Below are 21,501 nucleotides of genomic sequence, written 5' to 3' on the forward strand. Positions count from 1 at the left end.
CAAGGCCAGTTTTGCGGGAAGATGGCGCCTCGTTGCCAGCCTATCCGATTCCACCTTTCTCGCAGGCCACTCCATGTACGTTCCCGAGCACTTTGCCGTCCCGGATGTCGACAAAATACACGACCTGATTCGTGCCAACCCCTTCGGCATGCTGCTTACCCATGGCAGTGCCGGGCTGGATGCCAACCATCTGCCATTCGAGTTGGAGACCGGCGCCACCACGGCACTGCATGCGCATGTCGCGCGTGCCAACACCCTGTGGCAGGACGTCAAGGATGGCGATGAAGTGCTGGTCGTCTTCCGCGCGGGCGATGCGTACATCTCGCCGAACTGGTATCCGAGCAAGCACGAGTTGCATAAGCAGGTGCCGACCTGGAACTACATGGTGGCGCATGCGCACGGCAGGATCACGGTCAGGGACGACGAGCGCTATGTCCGTGGTGTCGTCGCGCGGCTGACGCGTACGCATGAGGCCACGCAACCCAAGCCGTGGAAGATGACGGACAGCAAAGCCGAATACATCGACACCTTGCTCAAGGCGATCGTCGGCATCCAGGTGGAAGTCACGCGTCTGGTCGGCAAGTACAAGCTGAGCCAGAACAAGGAGCGGCGCGATATCGAAGGCGCGGGTGAGGGCGTGATGGCACAAGGCGGCGCAAAGATCGGCGCGGCGATGCTGGCCTGTGCGAACGAAAAGAAAAGTTGAGACCCTCTATATCTACTCAATTCTTACGGCGTCGTTACCACGCGTTTACCATGCCGAGACAACGTTCATCCCGGGGCGTAACTACTCGGTAGGCATCTATTTGTCCTAGACAAGCACCGCGTGGATGAGTCATTATTTCTTTGCGTTCATATTAAATAAGACAAAAGAAACGCTTTTAAATATCTACAAATAACTCGGCGTAGCGGGCGTGTTGCCACTTGCGTAAAGAGTGTAATTTATTGCGGTGAATTGCGGGTTTGCCCGTGGTCGCTTGATTCATTTCCAGAGCAATCAAAATTTTTAGAAAGAAAGTTGCTCTGACCTCCGTCTAGGATTCGCCGTCGGTGTGCATTACGCCAAATGGCCACAGCCCGCCGACGATCTGTGAACGTTCTTAGTGGTGCACTCGCGCTAAATAAGACAAGACGTTTCCGATATATGTCGAATTGTCTAGGCGCGTCGACTTCTAGTGTCCGCGACACGATGAGAAATTGAGAGGTAGCAGTGGTCAAGAAAATCGCAGTGTGTGGCCTTGGGTATGTGGGCCTTCCGGTAGCCGTGGCGCTTTCCAAGCGCTTTGATGTGATCGGCTTTGATGTCGATAAACGACGAATCGAACGCCTCAAAGAGGGGGACGACTGGACCGGCGAGATCGAAAGTCAACTGTTGATTGATTCTCCAATACGCTTCACTGACACCATCACCGACGTGGAGGGCTGCGACTTCTTCGTGGTCGCCGTTCCCACGCCCGTGGACGAAAAGAACAACCCGGACTTCTCGCTGCTGGTCTCGGCTTGCCGCCTGATCGGTCCGGTGCTGCGCCCCGGCTGCATCGTTGTCTTCGAATCCACCGTACATCCCGGCGCCACCGAGGAAATCTGCGGACCGGAGCTGGAGAAAGCCTCCGGCCTGCGTTGCGGCATCGATTTCAAGCTGGGCTACAGCCCCGAACGGATCAATCCGGGCGACAAGGAACACCCGCTGGAAAAGATCGTCAAGATCGTGTCGGCCCAGGATGCCGAGTCGCTGGAGACCGTCGCCGGCGTGTACGAGAAGATCATCGATGCAGGTGTGCATCGCGCGTCCTCGATCAAAGTGGCGGAAGCCGCCAAGGTACTCGAGAACACCCAACGCGACATCAATATCGCGCTGATGAACGAGATGTCGAAGATCTGCGATCTGGTCGGCATCCGTACCTCGGAAGTGCTGGAAGCCGCCGGCACCAAGTGGAACTTCCTGCGCTTCACGCCGGGCCTGGTCGGTGGCCATTGCATCGGTGTCGATCCCTACTACCTGACGTCGAAAGCGCAGGAACTGGGCTATCACCCCGAAGTGATTCTGTCGGGCCGCCGCATCAATGACGGCATGGCGAATCACGTGGCGTCGCGAGTGGTACAAACGCTGGCTCGCAACGGCCGCCTGAATGCCGAGACCAAGGTCGGCATCCTGGGGATGACGTTCAAGGAAAACGTGCCGGACATCCGCAACTCCAAGGTGGTCGATCTGTACAACGCCCTGGGTCAATACGGTATCGAGCCGGTGGCTTGCGACCCCATGGTCGACAAGGCGCAGATGGAGCACGAGTACGGCATCAAGCTGGTCGACCGCGCGCACTTCAACGACATGGACGTGCTGATCCTGGCCGTCCCCCACCGCGAAACCATGGACACGATCTGGGAAGACATGCCCGATCTGGTCAAGAGCGGCGGCATGGTGTGCGACCTGAAGTCGGTGCTGGACAGCAACCGCCTTCAGTCTGACGTCTTGTACTGGACGCTGTAAGCGTTCCGGCCGTCGATCTAACACTTCAGGAGACCATGAATGGTTGCTTTCACGACCGCTCCAATTGGAACTTGCCGAATCCATACCCCCTTGCGGGGGGCAGTAGGGCGCTACCCGATCAAGCTGCAACTCGGACGCAACTACGGTTTCGTGCATACCAGCACGGAGGCGCTGCAACAGGCGCGCTTCATGTTCGGCAAAGGCGATATTCCCGTTGCCGTTCAAAGGCTGGTTTTCCGGCCCTCGAATGGCGATCAGGCACGTCGCGGGACGCACAAGCCGGCTGACCTGTACATCGTCGAATTGTCTTCGCGCAAGCTGCTGACGATCGACGGCCATCCCATCCAATCCAATTACATGGGGCGTTATTTCAGCGAGTTCTTCGCTGACCGTACGCGCACCCGCACGTACTGGTCCATGGCTGTTCCCGACAAGCTGGCGGAACGGCGCGCCTGGCTGGACCAGGAACCGTTGTTCAAGAGCCTGCCCACGGAAGACAAGGAATTGCTGGCCCGCATCGTCAGGCGCGACCTGACGGACGAAGAGATCGAAAGCGAAATGCGCGAGATCGTCGATCTGCTCGGCAAGGGCAAAGTGGTCTTCGTCACCCACGTCAATGCCGTGACGCCGGACAACGTGACGATCGAGCACCGCGAGCAGCTGATTGCCGCTGTCACGGCCGCGGCCCAGCGTATCGGCGTGCCTTGCTACGATCCCACGCCCCTGATGAACAAGCTCGGCCAGGCCGATGCCCTGGAAGACGGCGGGCTGGACCTGACGCATTATTCGGAAGCCTTCTCGGAGCGCCTGTGCGCCGATTGGTACAAGAATTTCATGCGGCCGAAGATGAGTGCCTCCACGCCGCAGTCCTCGGCGCCGAAGCTGACCGCCGAAGAAAGCGCCGACCGCATCGAGAAGGTATGGGATGCGGGCAATCTGCGCGAAGCATCGCGCCGTGTTCGTGAAGTGCTGCGCCGCCATCCCGCGCTGCCCGACCATACGCTGCTGTTGGCGCGCATCCAGGAAGAACTGGGCGACTATGACGGCTCGTTGGCCCTGCTGGGCCCCGCCGACGGCGCGCTGGCCACGGGCAGCAAGGCCGAGCAGATCCTGATGCGTAACCACTTCAAGCTGGGCCATCACGACCAGGCGTACTCGCTGGCGGCCGGTCTGCTGGGCGACGAAATCGAAACGCCGGAAATCATCCGTATCGCCGCCATCTCCGGCGCCCAGCTGGGCAATGGCGATGAGTCGCTGGGCAAGTGGAAGCAGCTGTTCCGCGTCTCCGCGCCTACTGACCCGTGGGCCGCGGAAGCCGCCGACACGGTGCTGGCCATGCTGCAGGCAAGCGGCGACATGGAAGGCGTCACGCGCTGGGTGAGCGAGGTGCGCGAAACGCTGCCGTCGCATGGCCGCAGCTTCATCATGCTGTGGCGCGACCGCCTGCTGGCCGGCGACCGCGCGGGGTTGCGTGCCCTGGCCGCGGAAGCGCCGGTGCTTTCGGAAAAGGAAGCGTTGGAACTGGTCAAGGAAGCGTCGTGGCGCGGTTGCGTCATGCCGGCTTGCGCATTGGCCGTCTCTTGCGGCCTGGACAAGAGCGACAACGAAGAAATCACGTCATGGCTGCAAGGGCAGTCCAAGGCGTGGTCCGAGGAAGGCGCCCGTGCGCTGGAAGAAGGGCGCCTGCGCGATGCCGCGGACATGATCTGCGGCCACCGCCTGCTGGCGCCGGGCACCCTGACCAGCGTGCGTGCGCAACGCGCCTTCGAACGGGCCCTGCGCCTGGGCGTGCGCGCCGCGCTGCTGGCGGGTAACCACAAGGAAGTGATCGAGTTGACGGACCTGGCGCTGGACACCCAGATCGAGTTTCCGGAACTGGATGCCATGCGCGGCCGCGCCGCCGACGCACTGGGCGACAAGAAAACCGCCATGCACCACCTGGAACAGGCGGCGGCGGACGATTCCGCCCAGCTCAGCACGCAGCTGTATTTCGCCCGGGTGGCGTTCAACGGCGGCTGGTTCGGTGAGGCCATCGATGCCTATAACGCGGTGCTGAATCATCCGTCGGCCGATCAGGCGGCGAAGGACGAAGCGCAGCGCCAGCTGGCCAGGCTCGGACCGCGCGCCATCCGCGCGTCGCGCGAGATCCTTGCCACGGGCGATCAGCGTGCGGCCTGGAAGCTGTTGGACCGCATTGCGCAGTCGTGGCCGGACATGACGGAAGTTCCCCACGAGAAGCGTCGCATCCTGGGAACCCTGTATGCCGAGGCGCGCGCCTTGGAGCCCACCAGCACGACCGAGCGCCTGGCCTTGGGCGAGCGCATCCTGGAACTCGTTCCCGACGACGCCATCGGCCTGCGCCTGGCCGCGGTCGGCGCCATGCGCCTGCACCGTTTCGAGCAGGCTTTGCCCTACTGGCAGGCGCTCAATGAGCGTGAAGAGGGGCAGCAGTTCGATCATCAAATCAAGCGTTGCCAAGTCTGGATTGAGAAGATCAATCGGAGGAAAGCCGCATGAACTCCCCTCTGGCTGCCGAACAAGAGAACGAGTTATCCGATCTCAGATCGGTTCATGCTCAGTTGGAGGAGATAGTCGCGGGATCCCCGCGGGTGCAGCTGGCGCAAGGCAACCTGCCGCGCGCCATCGTGCTGGCCCGCGACCACATGGCCGACCCCAAAGTCCGCTTTCTTCTGCTACGGCTGAAGGAAGTGGCGGGTGTCAACGAGGGGATGGCCGAGCAGTGGGCGGAACTGCTGCGCGAATGCCCGGACGATTTGCTGATCGTCCGGTATAGCGCCACGCGTCTCGTCAAGGAAAGGCATCTGGACGAAGCCCTTTCCTTGATCGAGAAGCACGTTCCGGAGACGAGCGGTAACTGGGATCTGCTGTTCGCCCGCGCCAAGTTGCTTAACGACATCCGCGCATATGAGCAGTCGGACGACTTGTTCCGCCGTCTCATCGCGCAGCGCGAAGACCGCAACGTTCGTATCGAGTTCGCCAAGCGCCTGCGCAAGCGGGGCTTGCTGGCCGATGCCTTCGAGGCCATCGAGCCCGTCATGGGTGCATTGGTCCCCGGCAGCAAGGCGGCCGAGCTGGCGAGCGCGCTGGCCAACGACTATGCGTTCTACCAGGGCTTCGCGTCCAAGGATGAACTCACTGGCCAGGACATCAGGATCGTGTCGATGAAGCACGCGATCCTGCACTTCCGCAATCGCCAGATCGCCGAGCAGCCGCCGGAGCGGCCGGTGTCGATCGCGCTGGTCACCGGCAGCCTGGGGCCCGGCGGCGCCGAGCGCCAGTTGACGCGGCTTGCCGGTGAACTGAACCGCCTGGCGGATATCGGCGAGGCCTTGCCGGCACCGACGTGCTTGCGGCCGGCCGACGTTGCCGTGCTGGTGAAGCAGCATACCGAGCCTTCCGGAACGGGAAAGAAGCAGGGTTTGAATTTCTTCCTGCCCGTGTTGCTCAATGCGCGGATCCCAGTGACGGAAATCAACGGACTGCCGCCGGTGTCGATTGCCCATCAACCGGTGGCCGATGCGGGCCTGAACCGTTTGCTGGAACAGTTGCCGCCGCCGGTTCACTATGGCGTCACGCGGCTCACGCCGCACTTGCGCGCGCACGAGTTCGACGTCGTCAGCTTGTGGCAGGACGGCACGTGCCTGTTCGGGGCGCTGGCCGCCCTGCTTGCCGGCGTGCCCACGATACACCTGGTGTTTCGTGGGCTGCCGCCGAATATACGCAAGGACCGTTTCCGCGAGGAGTATCCGGTGCTGTACCAGGCGCTGGCGCGCGTGCCCGGTGTGTGCTTCGCCAGCAACAGCCTGGCGGCGGCGCAGGCGTACTCGCAATGGCTGGGAATTCCGCTGGAGCGTTTCCACATTCTTTACAACGGCGTGCCCGAGCTGACGACGGGTTCCTCGGAAGAAGACGAGCGCAAGTGGACGGAGTTCGAGGCCAGGACCACGGATGCCACCGAGACGATAGGGGGCGTGTTCCGCCTGGAACCCGATAAACGTCCGCAACTGTGGATAAAACTTGCCGCTCAGTATCTGAAGGACCGGCCGCAAGCGCGCTTCGTCATTGTCGGCGATGGGCGCCTGCAAGAGAACATCGTCGCGCTGGCGGAAGAATTACAGGTGACGGAACGAATCTTGCTGGTGGGCCTGTCGAATCACGTTGGTTATTGGTATTCGCGGATGGACACCAGCGTGCTGTTGTCGCGGTTCGAAGGTCTTCCCAATGTTCTCATCGAAGCCCAGTTGCTGGGTGTGCCGGTGGTGTCTACACCAGCCGGCGGTGCGGGTGAGTGCTTTGTGCAGAATGTGACGGGTCATCTAATCGACGACCTGGATCATCCGAACCTGACCGAGGCATGCGGCAAGATTTCGTCCATGGTGGACATGGTCCGTGGCAATGACGTGTTGCGGGAACACTGCCGGCAACGGGCGCGCGAGTTGTTTTCACTCAGTGCGATGCTGGAGAAATTTCTCAGCCTGTGCGTGCCTTTCATGCGCGTACCGGAAAACGATGAACGCATCGATCTCGGGCCGATGCGTCTGATGGAGGCCTGATTGCCCGGCAATATTTGCGCGACCCCAAAAATAATGACAGTGATGAAGAACTGCCTGGCCGCTGGCTCACAGCACATTGGTTCACAGCACCCCGATTCACAGCATCCTGACCTGCGGCACACCGGCTCGCGGCAGCGGCTGAAGCGCCTGGCCACCCTGGTGATGCTGGCGTTCGCCGGTCTCGCCCTGACGGGGTGCCAGTTGCCGCGTTCCGGTCCGATGCTGAGCGAGATGGTGGGCGCGCACGACGACAAGGATGTCGTCGTGGTGCCCGTCACGCGGCAGAACGCCATGCAAAGCAATGTGCCGGAGGTCATGGACTTTCCCGCGCGTTACCGCGATTCCGCGAATTCCACGTTCGACGTGCTGGTCCCCGGCGACGGCATCAACGTGACGGTCTGGGAGCGCGACGGACTGGGCGTGTTCGCAGCCAATCCTTCCGGGGTGAGCGACCTGGGCAACCAGGAAATAGACCGGAGTGGCTATATCTACCTGCCCATGCTGGGCAAGTTCCACGCTGCCGGCATGACGCTGTCGAAGCTGCATGACGCTGTGGTGGCTCGCTTGAGCAAGCTGATCGTCGGGTCCGATGTCAGCGTGACCCGTGTCGGCGATGCGCGCGGACAGATGGTGACGGTGCAGGGCAACCTGACCAAGCCCGGGCTCTATCCCATCACGCAGACCACCCAGCGCCTGAGCAGCGCGCTGGCGCAAGCGGCCCCGGTGCAGACCAATCCCGAGGCGCTGGTCATCACGCTACGGCGCGGCAAGGAGATCACTTCCTTGCGGCTGTCGGATATTTATCGGAACCAGGACAACGACATCCTGCTGCATGCCGGCGATGTCATCACCGCCCACGACTCGCGTGAATTCCTGACCGTGCTCGGCGCGGCGGGCACGCAAGGCCGCGTGGCCATCAGCAAGCGCAACTACAGCGTGCTGGATGCCCTGGCGGATTCGAAAGGACTGGACGACAAGACGGCCGACCCGCGCTCGGTGTTCCTGTTCACGCCTTCCAAGCCCGGTACCCAGGGGGCGCCGGACACGCTGCCCATCGTGTATCAATTCGACCTGACCCAGCCGGCGCAGGTGGCGCTGGCCGGTCAGTTCAGCGTACGCGAGGGGCAAGCCATCTATATTTCAGACGCACCGTTTACCCAGGTGCAGAAGGTGTTGTCGGCATTCCGTGTGACGATGAGCGCGGGCTTCAGCGCGACGCGAGCGATCGACCAGGATTCCGGCGGCGGCTCCACCAACACCAACAACGTTACTCAATAGCGCGTAGATGAGTAACGAGGACAGGATCAAGGGCTGGCGGTCGCGCCGGCAGGACAGCACCTACGCGGTAGGCACGGGCGTGGCCGCATGGCGCCTGGACCTGACGGCGTTGTTCGACACGGACAAGCCGGTAGCGTCCGTGCTGAAGCAGCTGGTGGCACGCCTGCAGGGGGAGCCGCACGGTAGCGTGGCTGCCCGCCGCGCGGTCTATGACGCATTGCAGACGGAGCTGGACGAAGAGATAACCCGCAGTGGCCATGACGACCTCGCGGCCGACTTCGCCAAGCGGCGCCTGCGCATCATCGTGCGCCTGCTGGAAAACGATATCCGGGCGGACGTGGCGGTGTACGAGCCGGGCTATGTGCCGGCCAAGCTGGCGGCGGAAGACGAACGCCTGGGAGTCGCGAACGAACGGCGCGTGCAGCGGCGCAAGACGGAGGAGGCGCAGAGCGCCCGCCGCCATGCGTCGCGTAACGATATCGCGATGGAGATCGAACTGTTGCCGGAAGAAGTCGGCGACCTGGCGATCCTGCGCGACCGCATGCGTGGTTTGCACGACGGCTATCGGGCGGGCGATACGGAAGAGGGCCGGCCGCGCTTGCGTACCTTGCTGCCCCTGTTCATCTATCAGTTGCATGTGATGCACGGCGAAAGCCGGATTGCCCTGGCGTGGTCCCTGGTGGGCCCGGTCGTCCTGCTGACGCTGATCTCGTCCCTGTATTTCCTGATGGGTACGCACTACATCCTGGGGATGGATGTGCCGACCTTTTCGCTGTTGGGCGCGACCACCTGGATCATGTTCCGGCAGATCATCTTCCGCAGCAGTACGGGCTATGTCTCCGCGCGGGCGATGTTGAATTTCCAGGGGGTCACACCACTGATGTGCGCATTGGTGCAGGCGATGATCTATGTGACGGTGTACCTTGTCGTATTCGGCGTGTTGATCACGGCCGGGCATGCCCTGGACCTGATCTCGCTGCCGGACAATGTGTCTGCCTTCGTGCTCTTCGTGGTACTGATGGGCGTGGGCGGCGCGGCGATGGGCGTGCTGTTCGGCGCGCTGGCAACGGGGTGGCATTTCTTCCTGCGCCTGGCGCCGGTGATCGAGCGCTTCCTGCAGATATTTTCGAGCGTCTTCTTCGTCTCGGAGCAATTGCCGGAACAGCTGCGCCCTTATTTCCTGTGGTCGCCGTTCGCGCACGGCATGCAGCTGTTGCGGTCGGTGTATTTCACCAACTATCCCTCGCAGAACGCGAGCCTGGCCTATTTCCTGACTGCCCTGGTGTTCCTGGTGGTCATCGCGCTGTCCGCGGAGCGTCTTGCCCGCAGCCAGATCCAGCCGATGTGAGCGACAACCATGATCCATCTCCACGGCGTAACCGACGAACCCTATGCTTTTGGCGACAAGCAGGCCTTGCTGGCCGATGTCGACATCGATATACCCGTCGGGCGTTATGCGATGCTTTCACCCGCGCCCGAGCTGCATCGCCAAATCATCGACGTGCTGTGCCGCTTGCGGCCACCACGCCAGGGCTTCGTCACCCACGACGGCAGCGTCTCGTGGGCGATCGGGCGGCAGGCCTTCATACGCGGCAAGGCCACCGGGCTGAACATCATCGAGTTCGTCGCCGACCTGTATCAGATCGACGCGGATGCGACGTTCGAACTCGTTGCGGACATCATCAGCGATCCCCGCGTGCTGGCCCGCCCCATGGAGCATTGGCCGCTCTACCTGCGGCAGGAATTCTCGTTCGCGCTGGCATTGGCGCCCGCGTTCGACGTCTATGTCATCGAAGGGGCCATCCCCTTCGAGCCCTGCCGTTTCACCCGTCTATGGCTGTCCCTGTTCGAAGAGCGGCTGGTCGGCCGGACGCTCATTTTTTCCAGTTATCGCCAGAACCAGATGGCAGACTACTGCCTCAAAGGCCTGATCTATGAACGAAGCACCCTCAGAATCGAAGACGACCTCGACCAGTGCATCCGCAAATTCCCCCCAAGACGATCGAGGAGCGAATCCGGCAGCGCAGGCGAGGACGCCCTCGGGGGCAGCTTCGGCGACGGCCAGCTCGGCTTCTGAAGGTTCATCGGAAATCGAGCGTCGTCGCCGCGAGCGCCAGTCGTCGCTGCGTGGCCGGCGTCGTTACCGCTGGGTCAATGCGGTCATCGTCGTGCTGCCGGTGGTGCTTGCCCTGGTCTACGTGTTCCACGTGGCGACGCCACGCTATGAAGCTGAATCGCGCTTCTTCGTGCAGTCGAGTGGGGGGCAGCAGCCTGGGGGCGCGGCCAACCTGCTGACCACCGGGAACATGGGCGGCATGCTGGGCGGTTTCGTCGACGGCTGGGCCGTCAGCGACTTCCTCAAGTCGCGCGATTGCATGCGGCAACTCGACCAGAAGATCAACTTGCGCCATTACCTGGTCAACAAAGGGATGGACCCGGCCAACCGGTTGGCCGAAGACTCAAGCGAGGACGATCTTTATCGCGCTTACCAGGCTGCCGTCAATGTGTCTTTCAACGTGCTTGAACAGATCGACGTCGTGCGGGTCAGCGCGTACTCGCCGCAAGACTCGGAGACGCTGTCGAAGGCATTGATCGGCCTGGCCGAAGACTTCGTCAGCCAGATGAACGAGAAGGGCGTGTCGGACAAGTTGAAGGTGAGCCAGGAGCAGCTCAGCCGAGCGGAAGCGAAGGCGCGCGAGGCGCGCGATGCGCTGACGGCGTGGCGCACGGAACACGGCAATATCGACCCCACCGCGACGGTGTCGATGCTGCTGAATCTCACCGGCCAGCTCGAAGGGGAGCTCAGCAGCGCCCAGATCAACCTGGACAAGATCCGCGCCTTGGGCAACCCGGACCATCCCATGCTGCGGCCGGCCGAGCTACAGGTGGTGGCGCTGCAAAAGCGCCTGGTGAACCTGCGGCATCGCCTGAGCGGGCAGGGCACCACGGAAGCGACCATGCTCAAGTCCTATGAAGGACTGCGCAATACCCAGGTATTCGCCGAATCGAACCTGACCCTGGCGCAGCAGTCGTACCAGCAGGCCATGGTGGACACGCTGCGCTTGCAGCGCTATCTGTCCATCATCGCGCAGCCGGTGCCCACCGACCGGCCCAGCAGCCCGAAGCTGGGGATCCTGCTGCTGGAAGCGCTGGCCGTCGGTTTCGTGCTGATGTTCATCTTCCGCATCGGGCTGGCTTTGTTGAGAGGACTACGCCATGGTTGATACGGTTATCGTAGGCCGGCCTGCGAATGGTGCGGCACCCGCTGCTGAAAATTCGCCTGCACGTGCGGACGCCGCTGATGCCGCTGCCGCCGCCGCGTCACGGGCCGCCGCTTCGCCGGACGCCGCGGCCATGGCCGCGCTGCTGGATGTGATCAAGGCCATACGCGGCGCGGCGGAGCCTGCCGCGGAACTGCCCCGGCTGGCCGCGGTACTGGCGCAGGCACGGCCGGCCAATGGCCGGCGCGAGATCAAGCGCCTGCTGGTATCGCCCTTCGTGAAGGAAGGCGCGTTCGCGCCCGCCATCGCCGCGCTGGACATACTTGTGGCCAGCTATCCTTCGCACGCCGACGATCACCGCATGCTGGCCAGCCTGTTGGGACGGACGGAGCAATGGGACCGCGCCATCGCCGAGGCCGATGCGGCCGGTGCGTTGGAGCCTGATGCGGCGATGCTGCATGGCGCGCGGATTCAACTGCGCCTGCAGGCTGGCCGGGTGGCCGATGCCGCGGCCGTCGCACGCGCCACGCTGGGCCTGGTCGATGGCACGCGGGACGGCGACGCCAGTAACGCCACCGCCGATCCGTCCAGTGCCGCGACAGATTCAGCGTCCAGTGCGACGCCCCGCGCAACGCATGTCGCGGCGTCCAATGCCGCAGCCAGCGTCGTCGCCGTCGACGCGTCCATCTGGATGCTGGCCTTCATGCGCAACGGCGACGGAGCCGAGGCCGCGCGCATCGCCGCGAACCTGGACCCGCTGAAGCTGCCGAACGACCGCGTGGCGACGATGGCCGTGCGCGCCTTGCTGGAGGATGGCAGGGTGCAATCCGCCGTGCAGCTGGGCGATGCGGCCTTGGGCGCGGGCCACGATTGCGCGGCCCTGCGCACCAGCCTGGGCCAGGCCTATCTGAAGCGCGGCAGCGAGGAAGATCGCAAGGTGCACGCGCTGGCCCACTTCGAAGCCGGCCTGGCGTTGGCGCCCACGGATGTGCGGCTGCTGTCCTTGAACGGCGAGACCCTGCTGCGCGCCGGACGCTACAAGGCCGCGTTGGCGCCTTTGAAGCAGGCCGTCGAACTTGCGCCGGAACTGGAGCAGACGCGCGGCCTGTATGCGCGCGCGCTGCGTTATTCCATGCAGTACGGCGAGGCCGCCGACCAGATGCTGGCATTGCTGGAAAAAGCGCCAGATAAGGTGCTGTGGCAGCGCGCCACCATCGGGGCGCTATCCCAGGCCAGCCGCAAGGACGAAGCGGAAGCCCTGTTCAAGTTGTACGTGGCCAAGCGCAGCGCACAGCTTCCAGAGACCTTTCAGGAAGCCTTGGCGAATCTTGACGAACGGCTGGATACGGCGCCGATCCCGCGGGCGCGCTTCGACTGGGCGTGGGCCATGCGCGCCGACACCGGCATGGATCGCGCCGAGTGGGAGCGCAAGGCGCGCTGGGGCCATCTGATCGATCATCTGCTGTTCGACTGGCTCGAATGCCGCGAGGATCGCGTCGAGGAAGCCATGGGCCTGCTCGGCGACCTGGACCGAGGCGAACGTTTCTTTGCGCCGCTGCTTGCCGCGGGCCGAGGCGTCGTGGTTGCCACGGCGCACGTCGGGCCGATGTACGCGGGGCTGATGGCCCTGGAATTGCTCGGCATTCCGTCGCGCTGGCTTGCCACCGCGCCGACCATTGCCCAGAGCAGCTATGCCCCGGCCTTGATTTCCACCGCCGACCAGACCGAGGCGCAGGTCGCCAAGGCTTGCCTGCGCGCGCTGGGATCGGGTTACGTGTTGTGTCTGGCGATCGACGGTGCGGCCAACCCCGCCGCGCCGCGTACCACCTTCGAAGGGCAGGAGGTCACCTACTCGGGTTTCGCCGCCCATATGGCGCATCGCCTTGGCGTGCCGTCGGTGTTCTATGCGCCCCGTTGGGAAGACGGTCACGTTACGTACACCCTCGAAATGCTTCCCGTGGCCAAGCCGGGTGAAGATGTGGAGGCTTATGCGCAGCGCTGGCAGCAGGCCTATTTCGAACACCTCAGGCAACACCTGGCCGGCCCGCCGGAGAACCTGCGCATGAGCGGCGGCATCTGGCGCCATGTGCAGGCGCCGGATCGATCCGCGTTGCCCCAGGGCTGAGAAGCGCTGGACTGAGCTGATTCACCGAAACGCAGCGTTCGACCATCCCGACGTTTCAGTGAACTGAAAGCGAAGATGGGAGAAATGTTTCATGAAGGCGAACAAGAGAATGATGCGCGGGCTGCTTGCCTGCGCGGTAGTGTTTGGCGTCGCGGTCGGTAGCGCGGCGCAGGCGGCCAGTGCCGCCAGGACCGGTGGTGCCAATGCCGGTGCCGGTGCCAATGAATCGTGCAAGGTCGCGGACCAGCAATGTCCGTTCGTCACTTCGCTGCTGCAACAGCGCGAAGGTTACGGCGCCAAGGCGACGGGTGGCTTGAATGGCCAGGTCGTCGTGGTCACATCCGACCAGGATACCGGACCCGGCACGCTGCGGGCCGCGCTGGAACATGCGAAGAAGGGACCGACGTGGATACGTTTCGCGTCCGACCTGACCATCACGCTGGACAAGCAACTGCGCGTGCCCTCGAACACCACCGTCGATGGACGCGGCAAGCAGGTCACGTTGCTGGATGACGGCATAGGGGTGTACGGCAGCAAGAACGTCATCCTGACCCACGTCACCATAGACGGCCGCCTGAAGCGCTTCACCCAGGCCGTGAATGTGGCCAACGACAGCCGGGACGTGTGGGTGGACCATATGGATTTGTCGCGCATGTCGGACCGGCTGTTGAATGTGAAGAACGGCTCGACCGACGTCACGGTGTCATGGAACAAGTTTCATAACTCCAACAAGGTGATGCTGCTCAACAACATCACCTCCAAGAACCTGTTCGAGAATTACGAACGCGACAAGATCGCTCGGGTGACGCTGCACCACAATTATTTCGTGGACACCATGCAGCGTAATCCGCGCGCGCAATTCGGCACCTTCCACCTGTTCAACAACCTGCTGGAGAACTGGGATTTCTACGGCATGAGTTTCAGCCTGCAGGCGCGCGCCCTGGTCGAAGGGAATATGTTCAGCAATTACGCCCAGCGCAAATGCACCGAGCCGGAGTTTTTCCCGACGACGGAAGGCGTGAAGGCCAACTATTGCAGCTATATCCCGGGCGCGCCCAAGCGTAGCGCCCTTGGCAACGGCGAGTCCGATCGCGAGAACTGGGATCGGTCGAAGGGGAAATATGGCTACAAGATGGACTATCTGGCATCCCTGCGCCTGAAGGACAACCTGTACCTGGGGGACGCCAAGCCGGCACTGGAAGACCACCAGCCGGATGCGGTCCCGGCCCCGCCTTACTGCTATGGCTATGACAAGCCAACGCCGGAGCTGGTGGACAAGATCCGCAAGCTGGCGGGTAATACGCGCGAGGATACTTCTTTGACGACGCCGCGCACCGGCGTTTGTCCGTGACAAAAAGGTGTTCCAGGGCCTGTTCCGATTTCACCAGGCCCTGGCTGCTCCCGTTCAGGGCGCCTGCTGGCCGCCATATGTTCTGGCGATCAAATCGATGACGATGTCGCAGCCCTTTTAAGTACGCATACGTCTTGGATCGCGTCGACTGGCAAAGCGGTTCCGGCTGAGTAACGGCCGGCGCACGCCAACGTCAACTTATTGTGACAAGCATTTTCTGTCGCGCTGCTGTCGTCCCTCGACAGCTTTCTGACCGCTATCATCGGCCTTGCACAAGCTTGTTGTCAGCAACACGGTCCTTTGAAAACAATTGAATTGGAGCGCCGGATGCCAGGTCCTTTGCGTGGTCAATTGACGGATGCGGATTTCGCCCAGGAGTATGCGTTGCTGGATCGGCTGCTGCCGGGACGGGTCACGAACGGCTATCTGAAATCCGCGCGCGCCATCGTGGGCCGGCGCCTCGTCGCCCTGCACGACGGCACGCAATTCAAGATCCGGCCGGACTGGCGTGGCGCTGATCAGCTGTTGCGCTCGCAGCAGCGCTCGCTGCACATGCACGCGTTCATCGGCGACCTGGTGGCGGCGTACGCCGTGCGGTCCGCGGAGCCGGACTGGTTCGATACCGCGCTGACGCTGATCGAGAGCTGGTGCGCGCGCTTTCAATATCCCCGCGATGCCCGCGCCATGGCGTTCCACGACGAAACTTCCGCACGCCGCCTCAGTTACTGGTTACGGCTGTATGTCAGCCTGCGCAAGGAGGGGCGCGTCGCTGACGCGGCAGCGCACTGGGCGCGGGTGGAAGCGCTGGTGGACCTGCTGGGATTGGATGCGATGTACGGCGGCAACAATAATCATGGCATGTTCCAGAACCTGGCCTTGCTGTACTACTGCAAACTTGCCGTGGGCGTCGAAGCGGTAAAGCAAAGAAGCCTGGCCCGCCTGCTGGATTATTTCGAGCGTGCCGTGAGCAGCGACGGCGTCCACAAGGAGCATTCGCCCGCTTATCACTTTCTGATCGCCGACAATATCGAACGGCACCTGGCTTTGATAGAGAGCATGGATGCGCCATGCGGGGAACGTCTGAGGAAATTGCTGCGCGGGATGCGGCGTTACGGCCTCAACATCATTGCGCCGGACGGCACTTACCCGCCTATCGGCGATACCTCCCCGGTGTCGATCAACGCGGCCAAGCACAACAAGCTGTTCGGCTACGGCGACAACGAACCGGACCGCAGCGCGGTGTTCTTCGACGGCGGCTATGCCATCCTGCGCGATGATCCCGGCAAGGGGCCGGCGCAGACCTTCGCGGTCTTGTGCGCCAGCCATCACGGCGACTATCACAAGCATCAGGATGACCTGTCCATGATGCTGTATGCGGACGGCTGGATCATCTACGAGAGCGGACCCTACGGATATGAGTACAGGCATCCCATGTCCATCCACGGATACTCGTCGGCCGGCCACAGCACCCTTTGTTTGCCTGATGCCGTGCCCTGCAACGAGGCCGGCCTGGTCAGCATCGACCTGTTGAGCGAGTTGCCCGCGACCAGTGTGGTGAGTGCGACGAATCGCCGCTATCCGGGCGTGCTGCATCGCCGCACGTTGACGCTGCGGCGTGAGCGTAACCAGGTCGAGGTGGAAGACTATGTGGAAACCCGCGCAGCGCAGCCCATGGCCCTGCTGTGGCAGTTCGCGCCGGGCCTGGTGCCTGTCCTGGCCGAGCGCAAGGTTCAACTGCGGCGCGATGGCCGCACGGTGGCCACGCTTGCGGTGGAGTCCGATGCCCTGGCCGAATTGACCCTGGGGCACGGCGATGAGGGGCCCGACGGTCATCCCAAGGGTTATGTCTTTCCGGATATGGGCCGGAAAGTGGAAACCTGGGTGTTGCGCATCGCCGTGCGCGAGGCGGTGAGCTGGAAATGCAGGACCGCGTTGTTCCTGTCCGAGTTCTCCCTGTCCGAACGCGATGCCGCATTGCCGGCCAGTGTTCCCTGGAGCGAGATGATGAACGATTCGTGCATGCCGGCCAGCATTCAAGATAACTGAAACGCCTGTTCGGCTTCTTCACGTTCTCCTATCCTCCCGGGGCAGGCAGAATGGCTCGCAAACACAATGCGAAGCCATTCATAAAAAGGGAGACGAGACGTGGAGTACCTGAAGATTTTGCTCGCCGGCGGCGTGCTGGCTGCCCTGGGCGTCGCCGGCGCGGCCCAGGCCGCTTATCCGGATAAGCCCATACGGCTGATCGTGGGTTTTCCGCCCGGAGGCGCCTCGGATGTGGCCGCGCGTGCCATCGCCGCCAAGATGGGCGCGTTGCTGGGCCAGGCTATCGTGGTCGAGAACAAGAGTGGCGCGGCCAGCAACATCGGCTCCGATTATGTGGCCAAGGCAGCGCCCGATGGCTATACCGTGTTGTTCGGCACCATCTCGCTGGCGGTCAATCCCAGCCTGTATCCCAAGCTCAGCTACGACCCCTTGAAAGACCTGGCCCCCGTGGCGCAGGTGGCGTCCACGCCTTTCCTGGTGGTGGTCAATCCCGGCACGCCTTACCACTCGGTGGCCGACCTCATCGCCGCCGCCAAAAAGCCGTCCGATAAGCCCATCTATTTTGCCAGCGCCGGCAATGGTTCCGGCGCCCATCTGTTCGCCGAGCTGTTCAATATGCAGGCGGGCGTCAAGATGCAGCACGTTCCCTACCGCGGGGCGGCGCCGGCGATGTCCGACGTATTGGGCGGCCAGGTGCCCCTGACTTTCGACAACATCGTCACCACGCTGCCGCTGGTCAAGGGCGGCAAGCTGCGGGCTTTGGCGGTCACGACCAAGACCCGCTCGCGCGCCGCGCCCGACATTCCCACCGTGGCGGAATCCAGTTTGCCTGGCTACGACGCCACCGCCTGGTTCGGCCTGTTCGCGCCTGCCGGCACGCCCGCCGCGGTCATCCAGAAGCTGAGCGCAACGGCCGCGCAGGCCACGCAGGCGCCTGAAGTGCGTGCCGCGCTGGAGGCCGTCGGTTGCGATCCGATGGGTACCAGCCCGCGGGAATTCGACACGTTCTTCAAATCGGAAATAAAGAAGTGGGCCAAGGTCGTCGACGAGGCCCACGTCCGCGTGGACTGATCTTCTTCCTGGTCATCAACCCGTTCAATAGCGAAGTGATATGAAAATCTGGCATCAAAGCTTCACCGTACTCTCCGACCTGGGCGCCTACAGCGACGCGCTGAAGCGGCATTTCGCCAAGGTGGCGCGGCCCGATACGCAGATCGACATGCATGGCATGCAGGCCGGCACGTACCGCAGCAACTATCCCGGCACCGACATCCGCCATGTGGCCTTCCAGTACATGCACAGCATGCAGTTGATGGCGGCCGCGGTGCAGGCGCAGGAGCAGGGCTACGATGTGTTCTCGCTGAGTACCTTGCCCGAACCGGGCCTGCGCGAGATCCGCAGCCTGGTGGACATTCCCGTGGTGGGACATGGCGAGTCCGCCATGCTGACCGCCTGCATGCTGGGCCGCAAATTCGGCGTGCTGCTGTTCATCGATGACATGAACGAACTGATCGCCGAGAACGCCCGCAACCATGGCCTGGAATCGCGCTTCGCCGGCGCCATGCCGGTGGGCTTCACCTTCAGTGATGTCCTGAAGGGATTCAGCGACCCCACCGAACTGATCGAGCGCTTCAAGACCTCGGCGCGCAAGCTGATCGCGCAGGGCGCCGACGTCATCATTCCGGGCGAAGCGCCGCTGAACGTATTGCTGGTGCAGAATGGCGTGGTCGAAGTGGACGGGGTGCCCGTCCTGGATTCGCTGGCCGCCTGGGTCAAGCAGGCCGAGACCATGCACGATTTGCGTACCATCTGCGGCATCAAGACCTGTCGCAAGGGCTACTACCATAATCCCCCCGAGGCCGATCGCGTCAGTGAGGTTTTTTCTTTCTACGGTCTGGACCGATGGCAACCATCGTCGTGACGCTGGGCCGGCGCCGCGCATCGAAGATTTCCAGCAGGAAATCGATGAAGGCTCGCACCTTGGGCGCCGCGAAACGCGACTTCACCGTCACGGCGTGGAAGGTGCGCTTGCTGGTCTGCCAGTCCGGGAACAATTCGACCAGCTCGCCCCGCTTGATGAGATCGCTGACGAAGACATCGAGCACGTAGATCAGGCCGACGTTCTGCAAGGCGGCCTGGATCAAGGCGGCGGTATTGTTGAAGCTGAGCGGTCCGACCGGGTTCACCACCACGACGTTGCCGTCCTTGGAGAAGTGCCAGGGATTGGGCGTGTGGTGACCCTCGGCGAACAGCCCCAGGCAGCGGGCAGGATCCAGATCGGACGGGGTCGCGGCCCGCATTGCTGTTCCCATGGCGCCGACCGCCTTCGGTGTGCCGCACACGATGTATTGCGCCTCATAGATGGGCCGGCCCACCAGGTCGGCGTCCTCCACGCGGTCCATGCGGATGGCCACATCGGTGGCCCGCTCGATCAGGTTGTGGGTGTCGTTGGTCAGCGCCACGGATACGGACAGGCCGGGGTGGCGCCGCGTGAGTTCGATCAGCGCGGGGCACAGCAGGTTGTGGCCGATGGCGAACGGCGCTTCCACGCGCAGCGTGCCGGCTACATCGCTGCCTTGCCGCTTGACGTCGGTCTCCGCGCGCGCGACGTTGCGCAGGATCTCCTGGCAATGCGGCAGGAAGATCCGGCCTTCTTCCGTCAGGTGCAAATGGCGGGAATTGCGCTGTATCAGCGTCGTGCCCAGATGCGCTTCAAGATTGCGCAGGCTGGTGGTCACGGTGGCATTGGCAAGGTCCAGTGATTCGGCCGCGCGCGAGAGGCTGCCGCATTCCATCACCCGCACGAATACCTGCATGGCCCAGAGCTTGTCCATGTGTCTCCTTTCGTTTTTTTTTAATCGTGCATTAGCCGGCGGGGGCTAACACGCAGGCATCGCAGCACCTAATCTGTCGAGTGTAGCGCCGACGCATACGGTGCAGATGCCTATTTCATTGAGGATGGAGAGCATGGAACGTACATTCGATGTCGTGGTGGCGGGTTGCGGCGTGGCGGGCTTGTCGGCGGCGGTGGCCGCGGCCGAGCGTGGCTTGACGGTGGCGGTGCTGGAGCGTGCGAGCCGCGCCGACCGCGGCGGCCAGAGCCGCTACACCGAAGCCTATCTGCGCATGAAGGCGATCGACCAGGTGTCCGACGATTTCGAAGAGCACCTGGCGGAGAATGCCGGCGTCTATATGGACCCCGATTTCACCGCCGAGATGGTGCAGGGGCGCGAGTCCTGGTCGCATGCCGCGCGCACGCTGTCGGTGCTGGACCCGGAGTTGATCAGTTGCTTCGCCGATCATGTGCCGCAAACCATTGCCTGGCTGCAGGACATGGGCGTGAAGTTCGACTTCCTGCCTACGCAATTCCTGACCAAGACGCAGCCCCGCCTGTTGCCCGTCGGCGGCGGCGAGGCCTTGGTCGAGGCGCTCGCGGCCAAGGCCGAAAGCCTGGGCGTGACCTTCCTGTATCACACCACTGCGCGCCGCCTGCTGACCGACGAAGACGGCATCGTGCATGGCTTGCTCGCGCACCATGCCCAAGAGGGTGGCGTGCGCCTGAAGGGCGCGGTGGTGCTGGCCTGCGGCGGCTTCGAAGGCAATTCGGCGCTGATGGCCAAGTACCTGGGTCCGCGCTCGGTGTACCTGCGGCCGGTGTGCAAAGGGGGGTATTTCAATCGGGGTGAAGGCATCGAGATGGCGTTCGCCGCCGGTGCGGCACCCAGCGGCGAATTCGGCAGTTATCACGCCGAGCCGGTGGATCCGCGCTCGGGTGTGTCGGAACCGTCGATCTTCATCTTTCCGTATGGCGTGCTGGTCAACAAGGCAGGCCAGCGCTTCACCGACGAAGCGCCCGGCACGGTGGACGCCTATTACGAGCGCGTCACCCGCCGCATCTACGAGCAGGAACAGGGCATCGCGTATGTCATCCTGGATCAGCGTGTGAAGGATGTGCCCAACTATCGCCTGGCCATCCGTACCGATCAACCCGCCATCGAGGCCGACACGCTGGAGGCCTTGGCTGCCAGGATCGGCCTGCCCGCCAGCGCGCTGCAGGCCACCATCGAGCGCTACAACGCGGCCTGCCCGGCAGAGGCCGGATTCAAGGCGCTGGAACTCGACGGCCTGGCCACGCAGGGTCTGGCGCCCGTCAAATCCAACTGGTCGCGCCGCATCGAGCAGGGGCCTTTCATCGCCTATCCCATCATTTCCTCGAACGTGTTCACCTTCGGTGGCCTGAAGATCAATCCGGCCGGGCAGGTGCTGGACACGGATGGCAATCCGATGAAGAACCTCTATGCGGCGGGCGAGATCGTCGGAACGTACTACACCAATTACACTGGTGCCACCTCCGTGCTGAAGGGCCTGGTGTTCGGCCGCCGGTCGGCGCAACATATCGCGGACAGCCGCCAGTAGAG

General features: G+C 63.1%; 15 protein-coding genes. 14 read left to right on the forward strand and 1 reads right to left on the reverse strand.

The window, feature by feature from the left end; genetic code table 11:
* Nucleotides 1-73 precede the first annotated feature (73 nt).
* The 13 genes from CEY05_RS23050 (at nt 74) to CEY05_RS23110 (ending at nt 19,004) form a co-directional block, all read left to right on the forward strand.
* Nucleotides 74-706, forward strand: a complete 633-nt coding sequence (locus tag CEY05_RS23050) for an FMN-binding negative transcriptional regulator (protein WP_088599607.1) — start codon at nt 74-76, stop codon at nt 704-706.
* A 522-nt stretch (nt 707-1,228) separates the two neighbouring features.
* Nucleotides 1,229-2,488 (forward strand): nucleotide sugar dehydrogenase, encoded by a 1,260-nt coding sequence (locus CEY05_RS23055; protein ID WP_088599830.1) that lies wholly within the window; start codon nt 1,229-1,231, stop codon nt 2,486-2,488.
* A 39-nt stretch (nt 2,489-2,527) separates the two neighbouring features.
* Nucleotides 2,528-5,005 (forward strand): hypothetical protein, encoded by a 2,478-nt coding sequence (locus CEY05_RS23060; RefSeq protein ID WP_088599608.1) that lies wholly within the window; start codon nt 2,528-2,530, stop codon nt 5,003-5,005.
* Nucleotides 5,002-7,062, forward strand: coding sequence for a glycosyltransferase (locus CEY05_RS23065; protein WP_088599609.1), 2,061 nt, complete (start codon nt 5,002-5,004; stop codon nt 7,060-7,062). The genes CEY05_RS23060 and CEY05_RS23065 overlap by 4 nt, the downstream gene beginning before the upstream one ends.
* A gap of 162 nt (nt 7,063-7,224) precedes the next feature.
* Nucleotides 7,225-8,340 carry a polysaccharide biosynthesis/export family protein gene (locus CEY05_RS23070; RefSeq protein ID WP_088599831.1) on the forward strand — a complete coding sequence of 372 codons (1,116 nt, stop codon included), beginning with the start codon at nt 7,225-7,227 and terminating at the stop codon, nt 8,338-8,340.
* A 7-nt stretch (nt 8,341-8,347) separates the two neighbouring features.
* Complete coding sequence (locus tag CEY05_RS23075; protein ID WP_088599610.1) at nt 8,348-9,688, forward strand: ABC transporter permease; 1,341 nt, start codon at nt 8,348-8,350, stop codon at nt 9,686-9,688.
* A gap of 9 nt (nt 9,689-9,697) precedes the next feature.
* On the forward strand, nt 9,698-10,417 hold the full coding sequence (locus CEY05_RS23080) for an ATPase (RefSeq protein WP_088599611.1): 720 nt from the start codon (nt 9,698-9,700) through the stop codon (nt 10,415-10,417).
* Between the two features lie 121 nt (nt 10,418-10,538).
* Entirely contained in the window at nt 10,539-11,564 is a 1,026-nt protein-coding gene (locus tag CEY05_RS23085) for a sugar ABC transporter (protein WP_088599832.1), read from the forward strand.
* Nucleotides 11,557-13,686 carry a Vi polysaccharide transport protein VexE gene (locus CEY05_RS23090; protein WP_233161669.1) on the forward strand — a complete coding sequence of 710 codons (2,130 nt, stop codon included), beginning with the start codon at nt 11,557-11,559 and terminating at the stop codon, nt 13,684-13,686. The genes CEY05_RS23085 and CEY05_RS23090 overlap by 8 nt, the downstream gene beginning before the upstream one ends.
* 91 nt (nt 13,687-13,777) lie before the next feature.
* The gene (locus CEY05_RS23095; protein ID WP_088599612.1) at nt 13,778-15,037 is read left to right on the forward strand and encodes a polysaccharide lyase family 1 protein; all 1,260 of its coding nucleotides are present in this window, start codon (nt 13,778-13,780) and stop codon (nt 15,035-15,037) included.
* 327 nt (nt 15,038-15,364) lie between these two features.
* Entirely contained in the window at nt 15,365-17,083 is a 1,719-nt protein-coding gene (locus CEY05_RS23100) for a heparinase II/III family protein (RefSeq protein ID WP_088599613.1), read from the forward strand.
* Between the two features lie 99 nt (nt 17,084-17,182).
* A complete protein-coding gene (locus CEY05_RS23105; RefSeq protein ID WP_088599614.1) occupies nt 17,183-18,154 on the forward strand; it encodes a tripartite tricarboxylate transporter substrate binding protein in 972 nt (323 codons plus the stop codon).
* Nucleotides 18,155-18,194: 40 nt separating this feature from the next.
* Complete coding sequence (locus tag CEY05_RS23110; protein ID WP_088599615.1) at nt 18,195-19,004, forward strand: aspartate/glutamate racemase family protein; 810 nt, start codon at nt 18,195-18,197, stop codon at nt 19,002-19,004.
* Here the strand turns inward: CEY05_RS23110 and CEY05_RS23115 are convergent.
* Entirely contained in the window at nt 18,952-19,917 is a 966-nt protein-coding gene (locus CEY05_RS23115) for a LysR family transcriptional regulator (RefSeq protein ID WP_088599616.1), read from the reverse strand. The genes CEY05_RS23110 and CEY05_RS23115 overlap by 53 nt on opposite strands.
* Nucleotides 19,918-20,050: 133 nt before the next feature.
* On the opposite strand from CEY05_RS23115, the gene CEY05_RS23120 reads away from it, so the two are divergent.
* Nucleotides 20,051-21,499 carry an FAD-dependent oxidoreductase gene (locus CEY05_RS23120; RefSeq protein ID WP_088599617.1) on the forward strand — a complete coding sequence of 483 codons (1,449 nt, stop codon included), beginning with the start codon at nt 20,051-20,053 and terminating at the stop codon, nt 21,497-21,499.
* Nucleotides 21,500-21,501: the final 2 nt, after the last annotated feature.

This window comes from Achromobacter sp. HZ34 (assembly GCF_002209485.1).
Lineage (GTDB): Bacteria > Pseudomonadota > Gammaproteobacteria > Burkholderiales > Burkholderiaceae_B > Bordetella_C.